This window comes from Nocardia salmonicida NBRC 13393, from assembly GCF_001613085.1.
Taxonomy (GTDB): domain Bacteria; phylum Actinomycetota; class Actinomycetes; order Mycobacteriales; family Mycobacteriaceae; genus Nocardia; species Nocardia salmonicida.
Genome location: NZ_BDBR01000003.1, coordinates 1 through 14,833 on the forward strand (window position 1 = coordinate 1; position 14,833 = coordinate 14,833).

15 protein-coding genes and 1 pseudogene are annotated in these 14,833 nt (G+C 68.0%); 4 read left to right on the forward strand and 12 right to left on the reverse strand.

Annotation, left to right across the window (positions count from 1 at the left end; genetic code table 11):
- The 10 genes and pseudogenes from NS1_RS03400 to NS1_RS03445 all read right to left on the reverse strand — a co-directional run.
- A partial coding sequence (locus NS1_RS03400; protein ID WP_157125084.1) for an NAD(P)-binding protein occupies positions 1–229 on the reverse strand: 229 nt, incomplete at its 3' end.
- A complete protein-coding gene (gene fdxA, locus NS1_RS03405; RefSeq protein ID WP_062981550.1) occupies positions 226–561 on the reverse strand; it encodes a ferredoxin in 336 nt (111 codons plus the stop codon). The genes NS1_RS03400 and fdxA, both read right to left, overlap by 4 nt.
- A complete protein-coding gene (locus NS1_RS03410; RefSeq protein WP_056817273.1) occupies positions 558–1,313 on the reverse strand; it encodes an ABC transporter ATP-binding protein in 756 nt (251 codons plus the stop codon). Before NS1_RS03410 ends, fdxA begins: the two co-directional genes overlap by 4 nt.
- A complete protein-coding gene (locus NS1_RS03415) occupies positions 1,310–2,173 on the reverse strand; it encodes an ABC transporter permease (RefSeq protein WP_062981552.1) in 864 nt (287 codons plus the stop codon). The genes NS1_RS03410 and NS1_RS03415 overlap by 4 nt, the downstream gene beginning before the upstream one ends.
- 29 nt (positions 2,174–2,202) lie before the next feature.
- Positions 2,203–3,615 (reverse strand): ABC transporter substrate-binding protein, encoded by a 1,413-nt coding sequence (locus tag NS1_RS03420; RefSeq protein ID WP_062981554.1) that lies wholly within the window; start codon positions 3,613–3,615, stop codon positions 2,203–2,205.
- A gap of 10 nt (positions 3,616–3,625) precedes the next feature.
- A complete protein-coding gene (locus NS1_RS03425; protein ID WP_056816902.1) occupies positions 3,626–3,853 on the reverse strand; it encodes a 4Fe-4S dicluster domain-containing protein in 228 nt (75 codons plus the stop codon).
- A pseudogene (locus NS1_RS03430) lies at positions 3,853–6,518 on the reverse strand (fumarate reductase/succinate dehydrogenase flavoprotein subunit). Before NS1_RS03430 ends, NS1_RS03425 begins: the two are co-directional and overlap by 1 nt.
- 5 nt (positions 6,519–6,523) lie before the next feature.
- Positions 6,524–7,333 carry a GntR family transcriptional regulator gene (locus NS1_RS03435; protein ID WP_056816905.1) on the reverse strand — a complete coding sequence of 270 codons (810 nt, stop codon included), beginning with the start codon at positions 7,331–7,333 and terminating at the stop codon, positions 6,524–6,526.
- A gap of 75 nt (positions 7,334–7,408) precedes the next feature.
- Complete coding sequence (locus NS1_RS03440; protein WP_062981556.1) at positions 7,409–8,383, reverse strand: LysR substrate-binding domain-containing protein; 975 nt, start codon at positions 8,381–8,383, stop codon at positions 7,409–7,411.
- 36 nt (positions 8,384–8,419) lie between these two features.
- Positions 8,420–9,025, reverse strand: coding sequence for a YdcF family protein (locus tag NS1_RS03445; protein ID WP_084503428.1), 606 nt, complete (start codon positions 9,023–9,025; stop codon positions 8,420–8,422).
- Between the two features lie 107 nt (positions 9,026–9,132).
- On the opposite strand from NS1_RS03445, the gene NS1_RS03450 reads away from it, so the two are divergent.
- On the forward strand, positions 9,133–10,140 hold the full coding sequence (locus NS1_RS03450; protein WP_062981558.1) for a YeiH family protein: 1,008 nt from the start codon (positions 9,133–9,135) through the stop codon (positions 10,138–10,140).
- A gap of 108 nt (positions 10,141–10,248) precedes the next feature.
- Entirely contained in the window at positions 10,249–10,509 is a 261-nt protein-coding gene (locus NS1_RS03455) for a hypothetical protein (RefSeq protein ID WP_062981560.1), read from the forward strand.
- 45 nt (positions 10,510–10,554) lie between these two features.
- Here the strand turns inward: NS1_RS03455 and NS1_RS03460 are convergent, their stop codons facing one another.
- The gene (locus NS1_RS03460; protein WP_084503430.1) at positions 10,555–12,300 is read right to left on the reverse strand and encodes a 2-isopropylmalate synthase; all 1,746 of its coding nucleotides are present in this window, start codon (positions 12,298–12,300) and stop codon (positions 10,555–10,557) included.
- A 180-nt stretch (positions 12,301–12,480) separates the two neighbouring features.
- Between NS1_RS03460 and NS1_RS03465 the strand changes: the two genes are divergently transcribed.
- Together NS1_RS03465 and NS1_RS03470 are read left to right on the forward strand one after the other, a co-directional pair.
- Positions 12,481–13,152 (forward strand): FadR/GntR family transcriptional regulator, encoded by a 672-nt coding sequence (locus NS1_RS03465; protein ID WP_062981562.1) that lies wholly within the window; start codon positions 12,481–12,483, stop codon positions 13,150–13,152.
- Positions 13,149–13,931, forward strand: coding sequence for an ABC transporter ATP-binding protein (locus NS1_RS03470; protein WP_062981564.1), 783 nt, complete (start codon positions 13,149–13,151; stop codon positions 13,929–13,931). The genes NS1_RS03465 and NS1_RS03470 overlap by 4 nt, the downstream gene beginning before the upstream one ends.
- Here the strand turns inward: NS1_RS03470 and NS1_RS03475 are convergent.
- Positions 13,898–14,833, reverse strand: coding sequence for an ADP-ribosylglycohydrolase family protein (locus NS1_RS03475; RefSeq protein WP_062981738.1), 936 nt, complete (start codon positions 14,831–14,833; stop codon positions 13,898–13,900). The genes NS1_RS03470 and NS1_RS03475 overlap by 34 nt on opposite strands.

Genomic DNA, 14,833 nt, shown 5'->3' on the forward strand with positions numbered 1-14,833 from the left:
GGACCTGGTCTTTGTCGAGGACCTTGTGCAGGGCGGTGATGATGCCCTTGATGCGCGGGTGGTCGGGCGCGACGCCGTAGCGGATCAGACCGAAGGGCGCGGGCATACGCTCGTAGAGGTCGATGCTCACTCCCCCGTCTGAGCAGGCATCGGACTTCATCAACGCGTCGGCGGCGTAGATACCGGCGGGCCCGGCGCCGATGATCGCCACCCGCAGTGGGGTTCTCATTTCTCGTACCCCGCGACGAACGGCGTGTCCACGCCGAGTTCACCCACCGCACCCGCGCCACCAGGCGAACCCAGCGCAGTGTCGCGGCCGGGGAGCACCGTGTCGAAGAAGGCCGCGTTCGTGGCGACGAACCCTTCCTGGCCCGCCGGGATATCGTCGTCGAGATAGATCGCCTCGACTGGGCAGACCGGCTCGCACGCACCGCAATCCACGCACTCGGTCGGATGGATGTAAGCCATCCTGTCACCGGTGTAGATGCAATCGACCGGGCATTCCTCCACGCAAGCGCGATCCATGACGTCCACGCAGGCGGCTCCGATGACGAAGGTCATGGCTGTAGTTCCTTCTCGTTGGGCTCGCCTAGAGCGGCGAGGATTTCGTAACGCAGACGCGCGAATTCGGGTTCGAATCGGGCGCCGGGTGCGCGCGGTGAGGCGATCTCGATGACGCGCTGAATGCGGGCAGGGCGCGGGGTGAGCAGAACGATCCGGTCGGCCAGCAGGAGCGCCTCGTCGACGTCGTGGGTCACGAACAGCACCGTGGTTCGGCGTTGCTGCCACACCGAGATGAGCAGGCGCTGCATATCCGCGCGGGTCTGCGCGTCGAGGGCGCCGAACGGTTCGTCCATCAGCAGCACGCGTGGCTGCGCGGCCAATGTTCGCGCCAATTGCACGCGCTGACGCATACCGCCCGAGAGCGCACCGGGCAGGTGATCACCGAACTCTGTGAGCCCCACCAGGTTCAGCAGTTCCTGGGCTTCGATGCGGCGGCTGCGCCGTGATACCCCGCGCAGTTTCAGCGCGAATTCGACATTGCGCCGAGCGGTGCGCCACGGCAGCAACGCGTCCTCCTGGAACACCATCGAGCAGTGCTGCGCCGAGGGTCCACCGTCGACCGTGACCGTCCCACCGATCGGCGGCAGCAACCCGGCCATCGCCCGCAGCACCGTGGATTTGCCGCAGCCCGATGGGCCGAGCAGTACCACGATCTGACCCGCATCGACATCGAGATCGACTTCGGCGGCGAGACTTTCACCGTAGGCGATACGCAACCCGTGCAGCCGCACCGCGGCGCCGGCGCTCATCGCTGCGCCCTCGGCAGCCACCGGTTCACCCGGCGCCCTGCAAGTTCGACCAACCAGGCGGTGAACCAGCCGAGCAGGCCGATGGTGAGCATTCCGACGATCACCCCCGGATAATCCAGGAGCCCGTAGGACTGCCAGGTGAAGTACCCGATACCGAACTGACCCGAGATCATCTCCGCGCTGATCACACAGATCCAGGCCACACCCATCGCCACCGACAGCCCGGAGAAGATGCCGGGCAGCGCGCCGGGCAGCGCGATCTGGAACAGGATGTCGCGGCGGCGGGCGCCGAGGGTGTGTGCCGCCTCTTCCCAGACTTTGGGCAGCGCGTGCATGGCGTGGATGGTGCTCACCGCGACCGGGAAGAACGCGGCGAAGAAGGTGATGAACACGATGCCCTGTTCACCGGTCGGGAACAGCAGGATGGCAAGGGGCACCAGCGCGATCGCCGGGATCGGCCGGAACACCTCGAGCACCGGCCGCACGAGCGCGCTGACCACGGCCGAGCGACCCACCGCCATACCGATCAGCACGCCGGACACCGTGGCGAGGCCGAAGCCGATCAGGATGCGGCGGGTGCTGGAGAAGATGTCACGGTAGTAGGTCGACGCACCGAGCTGCGTGCGAAAGGAGTCGAATACCTGTGCGGGCGTAGGGATCTTGTCGAAACGTAACCAGAACACGACCTGATTGGTGGTGAGCAGGTACCAGCCGAGCAGCAACGCCAACAGCGGTACGGCGGTCAGTGCAGCCTTGCGCACCTTGGTGGGAACGGTGAATCGGCTAGGTGAACTCGTCGATGTGGTAACGGTTTCGGGGGCCGCGACGGGCGCGGTGCGGGGTTCGGCGGAAATGGTCATGGTGAGCCTCCTGGTCTCACGTGACGGATCTAGCGGGCCTTCAGTGCTGCCTGGTAGTCGATCACCGTGACGCCCGGATGGGCGGCGGCGTACTGCTGTGCACCGACGCGGGTCGCGAACGGCAAGAGCCGATCGTCGGGGCCGACGGCGGGATCGCTGACCCAGGTCGCGGTCGCGGCGAACAGCCGGATCCCGGTGCCGTGGTCGGGCACGTAGGCGGCGCGGACGGTGGCACCCGTGGCCGCGATCTGCCGCAGCAGACAGGTCGGTGTCCTGGCGACCGTGGTTGTCGGGGTGTCGGCGAACCACACCTCCGAGGCGGTGGGGATTCCGTCCACCATTCCCCCGCACGCGGCATCGGTACCGGTCAGTGGTGCGGCGGCGGCCACCGACGCGCGGGCGGTGTCGTAGTCGGCGCCGTACACAGCACGCACATAGCGGTCGTCGACGAACTCGCCGAGGTCGAGGTCCGCCAGTGCGCCGAGGCTTTTCAGGAACGGCAGCAGCTTGCCGAGCGCGTCCACCTGCTGAGGTTTGATCGTCGGATCGAAGCTCACCAGGCCGTTCGGGCCGTTGTAGAGATACACCACCTCGGCGGGCAACCCGGTGATCTCGGCGACTCGCTGCGCGGCGGCCAGTGGGTTCTGGTTGAGATAGTCCGTGGTTTTGCGCACCGCGGTGAGAAACGCGGTGACGATGTCGGGGTTGTCGGTGCCGAAGCGTTCACTCGCGACGACGGCGTGAAAGGTCGGAATGCCCGCGCTGCCACCGTCATAGAGCAGTTTCGCCTTACCGTCGTAGACGAGCTTCTGTGGCCACGGCACGAACTGAGCCAGCGCGGCCACCTGATCACCCTGCAGAGCCGAGGCGCCGACGGCGGGATCCTGACCGAGCAGCTTCACATCGTCGAGGGTCATCCCGGCCGCGGACAGCCCCGTGGCGAGCATGCCGTGCGCGGCCGACCCGACGCTGGTCGACACGATCTCACCGCGCAGATCTGCGATCGTCGCTGCCTTCGAATCCGTCGGCACCACAATCTGATTCAGCGAACCGCGCAGATTGTAGCCGGTGACGGCGATCAGTTCGGATTTCACGTCGGCGTGATCACGGGTCTTGGAACCGTTGACCAGGATCGGTGCGTCGCCCATCGAGCCGATGTCGACCTGACCTGCCAGCATCTGTGCGGTCAGCGGTGGGCCCGCGGCGAAATCCTTCCACTCCACCTTGTAGGTGAGGCCCTTGGTCTTGCCGAGTTCGGCGAGTTCGGCCTCGAAGGTGCCACGATCACGCAGCAGGGTGCCCGCCGTGACGGTATTGATGGTCTTGGACTGGTAGCCGATGTTCACGGTGACGGTCTTGCCGTCGTCGGCGCCCCCGCAGCCGGTGGCCAGGGAGGCCACCGCGGCGACACCGAGCAGCAGCGCGGGGATTCGGATGCTCATGATGGCTCTCTCAACGCAACAGGAACGGGATGTTCACGGTGACGGCGCCGACCGGGCATCGCGCGGCACACGGCCCGCAGTACCAGCACTCGTCGACGTGCATGTATGCCTTGCCCGAATCCGGGTGGATGGCAAGGGAATCGAGCGGACACATGTCCACACAGAGGGTGCAGCCGTCGATACATTTCGCCTCGTCGACCGAGACGGGGACATCGAGGCGGGCATTGACCTGGGCCATCAGAGTTCCTTTCCAGAGTTGGCGATGCCGATGCGGGCGAAGGCACGGACATCAGCGTCCGGGTCGTCGAGGGCCGCCTGCAGCGCCGAGGTGATGTCGCGTCGCTCGGCGATCCGTTCGGCCAGTGCGCGCACTGCCGCCTTGCGGACGTCGAGATTGGGGTCGGAGACCGCCGACAGCAGCGGTGCCGCGGCGAGTTCGGGGTCCGCGGCGGCCAGGGCGATCGCCGCTGCTTGGCGGACCTGCCACGCCGGATCGGTGATGGCCACGGTGGCCGTCGCGGCGGCGTGTTCGTCGCAGCCGGTGCCCGCCAGACTCGACAGCGCGGCCGCCCGGACGAGCGGTTGGGGATCGGCCGCCAAAGCGAGGAGAGTCACCGCGCCGCGCGGATCACCGACCGCCGCGATCCCTTTCGCGACACCGATGCGCACGTCGTGGTCTTCGTCGGCGGCAGCGACGGCGAGTTCGTCGAGCGCGTCGACCGAGGTGAGGCCGCCGACCACCGTGCGCCGCACCGCGGCATTCGGATCGACCAGCCATCGCGCCAGCTCACCCGCGTCCACCCTGCGGTGTCGCCACAGCGCCTCGATGGCGGCCGAGCGCACCGCAGGCTCCGGTGCGGAGACGCATTTTCGCAGGGCCGCATCGAATTCCGGCCCCGGAACGAGCACTTCGAGGAGTTCGGTGAGCAGACCGATGGCGGCATGGCGCACGTCGACATCGGTATCGGCGAGCGCGGCGGCGAAGATCGGTGCCGCTCGGGCCCAGTCGTCCGTGGTTTCACTCAGCACCGACAGCGCGGTACGGCGAACCTCCGGGTGCGGGTCGGTCAGAAACGGGGTGAGCTCGTCGAGTTCGGGGCATTCGTCGGCGAGCTCGAGTAGGGTCAGCAGCCGCGCGCTCATCGGGCACCCCACGCGCCGACGAGTTCGGGGGCAGCCACATCGGCGACTCCGTCGGGCCGCACGAAACCGGGCACGGGCACGATATAGGGCGCGACCGGCCGAGTCTTGAACTCCATCGCACCGCCTGCACCGCGAAAGAGGTTCAGATGGCAGAACCACTCGGCGTCGTTGCTGGCGGGCCAATCCGCACGCTGATGATAGAGCCCCCACCGACTTTCGGTCCGGCGCAGTGAAGCACGCGCCGCCATTTCGGCACAGTCTCGAATGAAGGTGACCTCGGCGCAGCGCATCAGTTCGTGCGGCGTCTGTCCGCCCATCGCGGCGATATCGGTGTTCATCCGTTCGAAGGCTTCGACGCCGAGCGTCAGATACGACTGCGCCTTGGGCGGCTGGAGGTAGTCGTTGACGAAGCGGCGCAGTTTGTACTCGACCTGCGGCTGTGGCGGGCCGTCGGGGTTGCGCAGGGGGCGGTAGATCAGCTCGTGGGCGGCCTCGATCTGATCGGTCGGCAGGTCCGGATGTGCTGCGCCGCGCGCGAATTCGCTCGCGTGCTCACCGGCGATGTCGCCGTAGACGAAGGCGCCGATCATGTAGTTGTGCGGAACCAGCGCCATGTCGCCGGCCGCGTAGAGGCCGGGCACCGTGGTCGCGGCGTGTTCGTCGACCCAGACTCCCGACGCGGAATGTCCACTGCACAACCCGATCTCGGAAATGTGCATTTCGATGTCGCTGGTGCGGTAGTCGGTGCCGCGGCCTTCGTGGAAGGTGCCACGGGTGGGGCGTTCGGTGGTGTGCAGAATGCCTTCGATCTCGCGGATCGTGGCATCGGGCAAGTGGCTCAGTTTCAGGTAGATCGGGCCGCGTGCGCTGTCGAGTTCGCGTTTGACCTCGGCCATCATCTGACCTGACCAGTAGTCGCAGTCGACGAAGCGGTTACCTTCGGAGTTGACCTGGTAGCCGCCGAACGGGTTGGCCACATACGCGCAGGCAGGACCGTTGTAGTCCTTGATCAGCGGGTTGATCTGGAAGCACTCGATGCCCGAGAGTTCGGCGCCGGCGTGATAGGCCATCGCGTAGCCGTCACCGGCGTTGGTGGGGTTCTCGTAGGTGCCGTAGAGGTAGCCCGACGCGGGCAGACCGAGCCGACCGCACGCACCCGCCGCCAGGATCACCGCGCCTGCCGAGATGGTGACGAATTCGCCGGTGCGCGTGTCGAATCCGACCGCGCCGACCGCGCGTCCGTCGACGGTGAGTACCCGCACCGGCATCACCCGATTGCTGATGGTCACCTTGGATCGGACATCTCGGGCGCGCAGGGTCCGGTAGAGCACCTTCTTCACGTCGCGCCCCTCGGGCATCGGCAAGACGTAGGAGCCGGAGCGGTGTACCTTGCGGACGGCGTATTCGCCGTGCTCGTCCTTCTCGAATTTGACGCCGTAACCTTCGAGGCGTTGCACCATCTCGAATCCCCGGGTCGCGGTTTCGTAGACGGTGCGTTGGTTGACGATGCCGTCGTTGGCGACGGTGATGTCGGCGACGTAATCCTCCGGGCTGGCCTTGCCGGGGACGACGGCATTGTTGACGCCGTCCATGCCCATCGCGAGTGCGCCGGAGTGCCGGACGTGGGCCTTTTCGAGAAGGAGCACGTTGGCGCCGTGGCGGGCCGCGGTGAGCGCGGCCATGGTGCCCGCGGTGCCGCCACCGACGATCAGGACGTCGCAGACGAGTTCTCGCCGGTCGGTCAGCGGTGGAACCTGCATGGGGATCAACCCCTTTCGTTGTTGTCGCGGGTGCGCCGCGGGGTCACCGGGACGCGGTCGAGCCGCCCGGACAGGGAGAACCGGTCGCCGCGATAGCGGATGTATTCGAGATCGACGGGTCGACCGGAGTCGGTGTAGGTGAGCCGTTCGACGAACAGCAACGGAGATCCCGCGCGGACCTGCAACAGTCCGGCGACAGTGGGATCGGCGGCGACCGCCTCGATCGCGACCGCGGCCGAGCCGAGTGGCAGACCGAGTTCGGCTTCGAGGAGGCCGAACACGTCGCAGCCGGCGAGATCCTTGTCCAGGAGTGGAATGCCTACGTCGGCGGTGAGATAGCTGGCGTCGAGCGAAAGCGGAGCGCCGTCGAGGTAGCGCACCCGTTCCAAGGCGACGACCGGGTCGCCGGGCTGCAGCTCGAGCCGTTCGGCGACCAGCGGTGTGGCGGGCACGACCTCGGCGAGCAGGACCTGGTTCACCACCCGGTCACTGCTGGTCTCGAAGGTTTCAGCGAGGCCACGCAGACGGTCGAGGCCCTGTACCGCCTTGTCGGCGACGACGAATGTGCCCGCACCGGGGACTCGGTCGATCAGGCCCTCGTCGCGGAGCAGAGTGAGTGCGTCGCGGACGATATTGCGGCTGGTGGCGAAGTCGGCGGCGAGCTGGGCTTCGGCAGGCAGTGCGCGAGTGCCGTAGACGCCGCTGCGGATGCGAGCGCGCAGGATGTCGCGGATACGCCGGGCCGGTGCGCTGCGTCTGCCCGAACCCGGATCGGGAGGCCGTGGCCTCGCCGAGGAGGCTGGAGTGGCTGTCATGCGGCAAATGCTGCGAACGCCGCGTTACGGCGGACGTTTCGGGCAATTACCGGCCGGTTACGCCAGTTCCTGGTTTTACTGCGGGCCCTCGACCTGCGACGATGCGGTCTCGGTGGGGAGTCCCACCACCGAGCTACGGGCGATTTCGAGGCGCGCGGCCCGATCGACGAGCAGTTCACCGGGCCCCGACGGTGGGGTGTTGCGGCGCCATATCGCGCGAAATTTGCGGGTCAGGCGGGCGGCGTCGGTCGAGGGAACCTCCACGAGCGTGCCGGTGGCGAGGTCCGGTGCGGCGATCAAGCGACTCAGGACGGCGGGAGCCATGCCGGTTCGGGCCGCGGCCACGATCGCGCCGGTCGAGCCGAGTTCGGCCGCCGGGCCCGTGGGTGGGGCCGCGGTGGCCAGGAGGTCCCATACGGTGTCGCGGGTGCCCGAGCCGGGTTCACGCCACAGCAGGGCGGTGCCTGCCAGCTCGGTCAGCGTGACCGGAGTCTTGCGCTGCGCCCATGGATGATTCGGTGCCACGACGACGACCAGGTCGTCGGCGCCGAGCACTCGGCTGCCGAGTCCGGCCGGTGGATGCGGACCTTCCACGAATCCGAGATCGGCCGTGCCGTCCCGCACGAGGCCCGCGACCTGTGTCGAGTTCTCGACTTCGAGCGCGATCACGACTTCGGGGTGATCGGCACGCAGGGCGGCGAGCCAATGGGGGATGCGATGGTCGGCGATGGTCTTGGAGGCGGCGATGCGCAGGCGTGGGGCTTGTGCGGCGCGAAGCCGGGCGACATCGTCCACGAGGTCTGTGACAGCAGCCAGGACGGTGCGCGCGTGGGCGACGACGGCGCGACCCGCGTCGGTGAGTTCGGAACCGGTCGGCGCACGGTCGAGCAGCTTCACATGCATGCGCCGTTCCAGCGCGCTGATCCGCATGCTCGCGGCGGGCTGGCTGACCCCGTGTCTGCGCGCGGCGGCACCCAGGCTGCCCAGCTCGGCCACCGACACGAGGAGATCGAGGACCTCCAGGTCGGGGGTTCCGGGTGGCAGCGTCATGGCCCGATTATGGGTGACCGGCGGCGCGCCACCACATCAGGCACCGTCGCCGCCGTGATCCGGGCCCAATCGGCGGCGCAGCTTCTTGGCCACCCCGTAGAGGGCGAACGCCGGTTTGAGCGGCATCCATTCGCCGAATCGGTACTCCTGTCCGGGGACGAGTCGGACGGCCAGTTCCGGGCTCTGTTCCGTGAGATAGGCGCGGGCGGTCTCGGCATGGGTAGGCAGTGAGATGATCTTGATCCGGTCGACGTCCTTCAGGTAAGGAATCGCGAAAGCGATGTTCTCCCAAGTGGATCGGCTCGATTCCTCCAGGACCAGTTCGCCCTCGTAGCCACAGGTTTCGACGGCGTAGCGCCCCATCAGCGCCGCCTCGGTCTCCGGACCCGCGCAGGCGCCCCCGCACAGCACGAGGCGGGTCTCGGTCGCACGCGGATCGATGGATCGCAGACCGGCACGCACTCGCCACCGGTTCATGCCGTTGGCGCGCGAACCGGCGTTGCGGTACCCGAGGACCACGACTGCTTCCGACCCTGAGCGTGGCGGACCGACGCCCCGACGAGAGGCGCGCCGATTCGCCCATTCACCCCACAGCATCAATCCGACACCGGTGGCGACAGTCAGCCGGGTTCGTTTCCGCACGTCTCCAGGAAACCACACACCCCCTCGGCAGGGCCATAAGCACAAATTATGACCACCTGCGAATTCGGGCTCTACCTCGGAGTCCTCGGTGGCGCGAGGGTGAAGGAGTGAACCGCGTACCCGCTCTCGCTCCCGGCCTGATCCTGGCCGCACTCCTGGCTACCGTGGCCACGCCGTTCGGCAAGGCGCTGCCGATGATCGGCACGCCGGTGCTCGCGCTCGGCGCGGGCGCCGTCGCCGGGATGGTGCTGCGACGCAAGGACGTGACGGGCGAGACGTTCGGCCCCGGGCTCGATATCGCCCGCCAACGCTTGCTCGGGCTGGCGATCGTGCTGCTGGGGCTCGGCCTGCCGCTGGGGTCGGTCATGAGTGTGGGTCGCGAGACGGCGGTGGTGCTGATCGGGACGCTGCTCGTCGGCGGGGTGGCGGCGTTCTTCGTCGGCCGGATGCTGGCGGTGGACAAGGAGTCGGCGACCCTCATCGCCGTGGGCACCACCATCTGCGGCGCGTCCGCGATCGCCGCGGCCACCGCGGTCCTGCGGCCCGACAAGCAACGGGTCGCCTACGCCCTGTGCACCATTTTCATCTTCAATGTCACGGCCGTGCTGGTGTATCCGCCGATGGGCCGCGCTCTCGGCCTGTCGCAGGAGGCTTTCGGACTGTGGGCGGGCACCGCGATCAACGACACGTCGTCCGTGTTGGCCGCGGGCGTCATCTTCGGCGCGGCCGCTGCCCAGTTCGCGGTGATCGTGAAAATGGTGCGCAGCCTCGCCATCATCCCGCTCTGCGTCGGTCTGCACGTCGGCCGCCGCCACATCGCCGAGGTGACCGATCTACCTAAGCCCTCTCTGCGTCAGGCGGTCCCGCTCTTCGTGATCCTGTTCCTGGCCGCCTCCGTCATCGCGGGCCTCGGCATCGTCCCGGCCGAACTGACCGCACCGCTCGCCGACCTCAGCGGCTGGCTCATCGCCGCAGTCCTCGCCGCCATCGGCACCTCCCTGAGCCTCGCCCGCCTGCGCACCGCAGGTCCGCGCCCCCTGATCCTCGGCGGCACCCTCGGCCTGATCCTCGGCACCACCAGCCTCGGTCTCATGTACCTGACCGGTTGGTGCTGACAGCAACTTCCCAGCAGACGACTACGACGGCCTCTCGCTCCTGAGTCGCACGGTCGCGCGCGGCTAGGATTGCTGGACATCACATGTCGGCGCGGACAGGAGGATGTCATGAACAGTGTTTGCCGGATCATCGCCACCGCGGGTGCCGCCGCGGCGTCGACCCTGGCCACCGCGGGTGTCGCAGCGGCTGAGGAAGCCGAGCCACCTTCGTCGCCGTTGGTCGAGTACATCGAGTCGTGGCCGCCTGCCCCCGCGGGGTGCAATACGATCTGGGACCCGATCGAGAATGCCATCGAGGACTCGATTCCGCCCCAGTACGAGGCGGAATTCGACGCGTTCGACGACTGGTGCGAGGGCGATCAGGACTGACGTGTCCTGCTCGGGGCGGTCGACAATGCGACCGCCCCGATAGACCTATCCCGTCGCGTTGACGGCGTTCATCACCGCTTCCAGCGAGGCCGCCACGACCGAGGTGTCGCGCCCGAACGCCCACCCGGTGCGGCCGACCGCTCGGTATTCGACGTAGCTCACGGCAGTGCTGTCGGCACCTGTGTCCACCGAATGTTGGGTCAGGCCGAGGATCTCGATGGGGTGTCCCGCCCCGGCGAGGGCGGCGGTCAGTGCCTCGACCGGGCCCACGCCGCGGTGTACCGAGCGCCGTTCGTTGCCGTGCGCATCGAGGACGAGCTCGGTGGTGTCGTCGGCGATCTCCCATCGCACCAGCGTGATTCGGTGTTCGGGGGCGGTGTAGGCCTGCTCGAACAGCGTGAACAGTTCCTTGGCGGTGATCTCCGCGCCGGTCTCGTCGGCGTGTTCTTGGACCCGCTTCGCCAGGTCGATCTGCAGACGGCGTGGCAGGTCCAGCCCGTATTCGGTGTGCAGCAGGTAGGCGATGCCGCCTTTGCCGGACTGTGAGTTGACCCGGATCACGGCGTCGTAGGAGCGGCCGAGGTCGGCGGGGTCGATCGGCAGATACGGTACCTGCCACTGCGATTCGTGTTCGGGGATGCCCTCGGCGGCCGCCCGACGGCGGTGCTCGGCCATGCCCTTGCGGATCGCGTCCTGGTGGGTGCCGGAGAACGCGGTGTGGACGAGATCGCCTACGTATGGGTGCCTTTCGTGGACGGGCAGGCGGGTGCAGTGCTCGACGGTGCGGCGGATCTCGTCGATATCGGAGAAGTCGATCATCGGGTCCACGCCCTGGGCGTGCAGGTTCAGGGCCAGGGTGGCGATGTCGACGTTGCCGGTGCGTTCGCCGTTGCCGAAGACGCAGCCCTCCACGCGTTGCGCGCCGGCCAGCACAGCCAGTTCGGCGCAGGCGATGCCGGTCCCCCGGTCGTTGTGCGGGTGCACCGACAGGATCACGCCGTCGCGGCGAGCCAGGTTGCGGTGCATGTATTCGATCTGGTCGGCATAGATGTTCGGGGTCGCGACCTCCACTGTCGCAGGCAGATTCAGCGTCACCGGCCGCTGCGGGGCGGCCTGCCACAGCTCGGTGACGGCGTCGCAGATCTCGAGGGCGAAATCCGGTTCGGTCAGGTTGAACACTTCCGGCGAGAACTGGAACCGCACGTTCGGCAGCTCGCCGGCCAGTTCCAGGACGTCGCGAGCACCGGCGACGACCAACTCGCGCAGTTGCGCGCGATCCTTGCCGAGGACCACCGCACGCCAGACCGGCGCGGTAGCCGTGTACAGGTGGATCACCACCTCGTTGGCGATACCGCGCACCGACTCGACGGTCCGTTCGATCAGGTCACGACGCGCCGGGGTGAACACGACGATGGTCACGTCCGGCGGGGCGATCGGGGTGTCGGCCAGCAGTCGCACGAAATCGAAGTCGGTCTGCGAGGCGGACGGGTAGCCGACCTCGATCTCCTTGTAGCCCATGGCGATCAGCAGTTCGAAGAACCGGCGTTTGCGCGCCGGGTCCATCGGTTCGGCCAGCGCCTGGTTGCCGTCACGCAGGTCGACGGGGACCCACAGGGGCGCGGTGGTTCGCCTCGCGTCGGGCCAGTCGCGTTGCCCGACAGGGACATCCACGCGTCGATGGATATCGCGGTATCGGTACGACGGCATCGCCGAGTGGCGCTGCCGGTTCCATGCGGGCGCGCCGTCGGCGACAGCGCCCGAGGGGGTGGTCAGGGTGGGGAATTCGGTCATGACTTGCTCTGCTTCCTGGCTACGTCGGGCCACGAGACGACGGCGACCGGCCATGACTGAGCCCCACGGCGGGGCGGCCGGTCGGTCAGGCCCCGCCGTGGCGGCCGAGAAGAAGCGCGGTGTTGGTCATGATGGGTACACTTCTACCACAACTCCTCAGACAAGTAGAGAGGTTTATCGGTGGTATCGCAGGTACGACGTCAGCCACTGGCCGCACAAGCGGCTGAACTCCTGCTCGCGCGGATCCGCGCGGGTGAATGGCCGTTGGGCCATCGGTTACCGGGTGAGACGCTGCTCGCCGCCCAGTTGGGTGTCGGCCGCTCGACCCTGCGCGAGGCGATCCGGGAACTCGCGGGCAAAGGCGTGCTCGACAGCAGACAGGGGTCCGGGGTGTTCGTCACCGCACTCGACGTCTCCGAGGACTGGGATGTCGTGCTGCGTGGCGCCACCATCGCCGCGGTGATCGAGGCGCGCATCGCGATCGAGGCAGAAGCCGCTGCCCTCGCCGCACACCGGCGAACGCCCGCTGACCTGCGAGCCATCCGCCGAGCCCTGGCGGGTCGCCGCGCCGAGGGCCAGAGCGTCGCCGCTCACGTCGATGCCGATATGGCCTTCCATCGCGTGGTCATCGTCGCCGCGCACAACGACGTGCTCACCCAGCTGTTCGACAGCTTCCTGCCGCGCCTGCGCCTGGCCATGATCGACATGCTCGAACTGCGTCCGGTTCGCTCCGAGCAGGCCGACCACTGCGCGCACGAGCAGCTGACCCAGGCGATCGCCGACCGGAACCCCACTGCCGCCGCGGAATTCAGCCGCACCCACCTGTCCGCCTTGAAGGAGGCCTTCACATGACCGGCGCTCCCGTGATCGAACTCGACGAGGTGACCTTCCGTCGCGACGGCAAGAAGATCATCAACGGCATCTCGCTGACCGTGCGTGCCGGTGAGCACTGGGCGCTGCTCGGACCCAACGGCGCGGGCAAGAGCACGCTGCTCGGATTCTGCGGGGCGGTCACCTTCCCCACCACCGGGGCCGTGCGGGTGCTCGGCGAACAGTTCGGCCGGGTGGAGTTGGCTCGGCTGCGCCGCTCGATCGGCCACGTCAACCCGCGTCATCCCCTGCGCTACGCGCTCACCGTGCGTGCGGTCGTCCTCACCGGTATCACCGGCACGATCGATACGCCGATGCGCTGGTCGCCGACCTCCGATGACCTCGCCCGTGCCGATGCGATCATCGACACCCTCGGTCTGTCCGGCAAGGCCGACGACATCTGGCCCACGTTGTCCCAGGGCGAGCGCGGACGCACCCTCATCGCCCGCGCCCTGATCAGCGACCCCCGAGTCCTACTCCTGGACGAACCCTCCACCGGCCTCGACCTGGCCGCCCGCGAACAACTGCTCACCACCATCGACACCCTCGATCACACCCACCCCGAGGTCGCCTCGATCCTGGTCACCCATCACCTCGAGGAACTTCCGAGCACCACCACCCACGCCCTGCTCATCGCCGACGGCCACACCGTCGCCGCGGGCCCGGCCACCGAGGTCATCACCACCGACCATGTCTCCACCGCCTTCGCCCACCCGATCGAAGTCCGCTACGACGGCCGCTGGAGCGCTCGCGCCCGCTGAGAACCCAGCGCCCATGCGGGCAGCGGTTCCCGCGCAGCGAGCCACTCCGTCGGAATTCCCCGGGTGCGACCCCGATTTCCGGTGCCGGTATGGGCTGCCACGATTCCGCCGACGATCGCGGCCGTGGTGTCGACATCTCCGCCCGCCTCGATACAGGCGCGCACCGCCGCCGGATAGTCGTGGACGTAGGTGGCGGCCACCCACAGGGTGAACGGCACGGTGTCGTGAGCGCTGACCCGTGCGCCGTTGCCCAGTTCATAGGCTGCCTCGGCGACCGTTCGGCCGAGCAGCTGCTGGGCTCGACGCACACCCTGCGCGGTGCGCCCGCCGACCAGATACGGCTCGACGGCCAGCAGCAATTCATCAGGCGTACAGCCCTTTTCGCGAGAGTCGGCAGCGCATGCGGCCGCAACCGCGACCGCCATCGCACCCACGATCGCTTCCGGATGCCGATGGGTCAGCTCCGCGGACATCGCAGCCTGGGCCGCGGCCCGGTCCGGATCTCCGGCGAAATGCGCACCGAGCGGCGCCACCCGCATCGCGGCCCCGTTTCCCCACGATCCCCGCCCGTCGAACACCGCACCCGCCGCTTCGGCCCACGGACGCCCGTCTCGAATCTCGTGCAGCACAACCACTGTGCCCGGCCCGTAGCCGCGATACGGTTCGCAACGCTCGGCGAATGCGGCCGCGAGAGCATCGCGATCCACCCCGCCGCGTTCTCGGATCTCGGCGTACACCGAACACGCCATCTCGGTGTCGTCGGTCCATTGCCAGGGTGGCGCCGGTGGTCGTCCGGCAAGAAGATCGGGGATCGAGCGCCCGGGGACGAAGAATTGCGCGCCCAGCGCATCCCCCACGGATAAGCCTTCGAGACTATCGAAAGAGGAGTCGGAATTCAGCAT

What these genes read in the sequence shown, in the direction of transcription:
- fdxA (WP_062981550.1), bottom strand. Translation starts at nt 561, where the DNA reads ATGACCTTCGTCATCGGAGCCGCCTGCGTGGACGTCATGGATCGCGCT.
- NS1_RS03410 (WP_056817273.1), bottom strand. Translation starts at nt 1,313, where the DNA reads ATGAGCGCCGGCGCCGCGGTGCGGCTGCACGGGTTGCGTATCGCCTAC.
- NS1_RS03415 (WP_062981552.1), bottom strand. Translation starts at nt 2,173, where the DNA reads ATGACCATTTCCGCCGAACCCCGCACCGCGCCCGTCGCGGCCCCCGAA.
- NS1_RS03420 (WP_062981554.1), bottom strand. Translation starts at nt 3,615, where the DNA reads ATGAGCATCCGAATCCCCGCGCTGCTGCTCGGTGTCGCCGCGGTGGCC.
- NS1_RS03425 (WP_056816902.1), bottom strand. Translation starts at nt 3,853, where the DNA reads ATGGCCCAGGTCAATGCCCGCCTCGATGTCCCCGTCTCGGTCGACGAG.
- NS1_RS03435 (WP_056816905.1), bottom strand. Translation starts at nt 7,333, where the DNA reads ATGACAGCCACTCCAGCCTCCTCGGCGAGGCCACGGCCTCCCGATCCG.
- NS1_RS03440 (WP_062981556.1), bottom strand. Translation starts at nt 8,383, where the DNA reads ATGACGCTGCCACCCGGAACCCCCGACCTGGAGGTCCTCGATCTCCTC.
- NS1_RS03455 (WP_062981560.1), top strand. Translation starts at nt 10,249, where the DNA reads ATGAACAGTGTTTGCCGGATCATCGCCACCGCGGGTGCCGCCGCGGCG.
- NS1_RS03460 (WP_084503430.1), bottom strand. Translation starts at nt 12,300, where the DNA reads ATGACCGAATTCCCCACCCTGACCACCCCCTCGGGCGCTGTCGCCGAC.
- NS1_RS03470 (WP_062981564.1), top strand. Translation starts at nt 13,149, where the DNA reads ATGACCGGCGCTCCCGTGATCGAACTCGACGAGGTGACCTTCCGTCGC.
- NS1_RS03475 (WP_062981738.1), bottom strand. Translation starts at nt 14,833, where the DNA reads ATGCTGAATTCCGACTCCTCTTTCGATAGTCTCGAAGGCTTATCCGTG.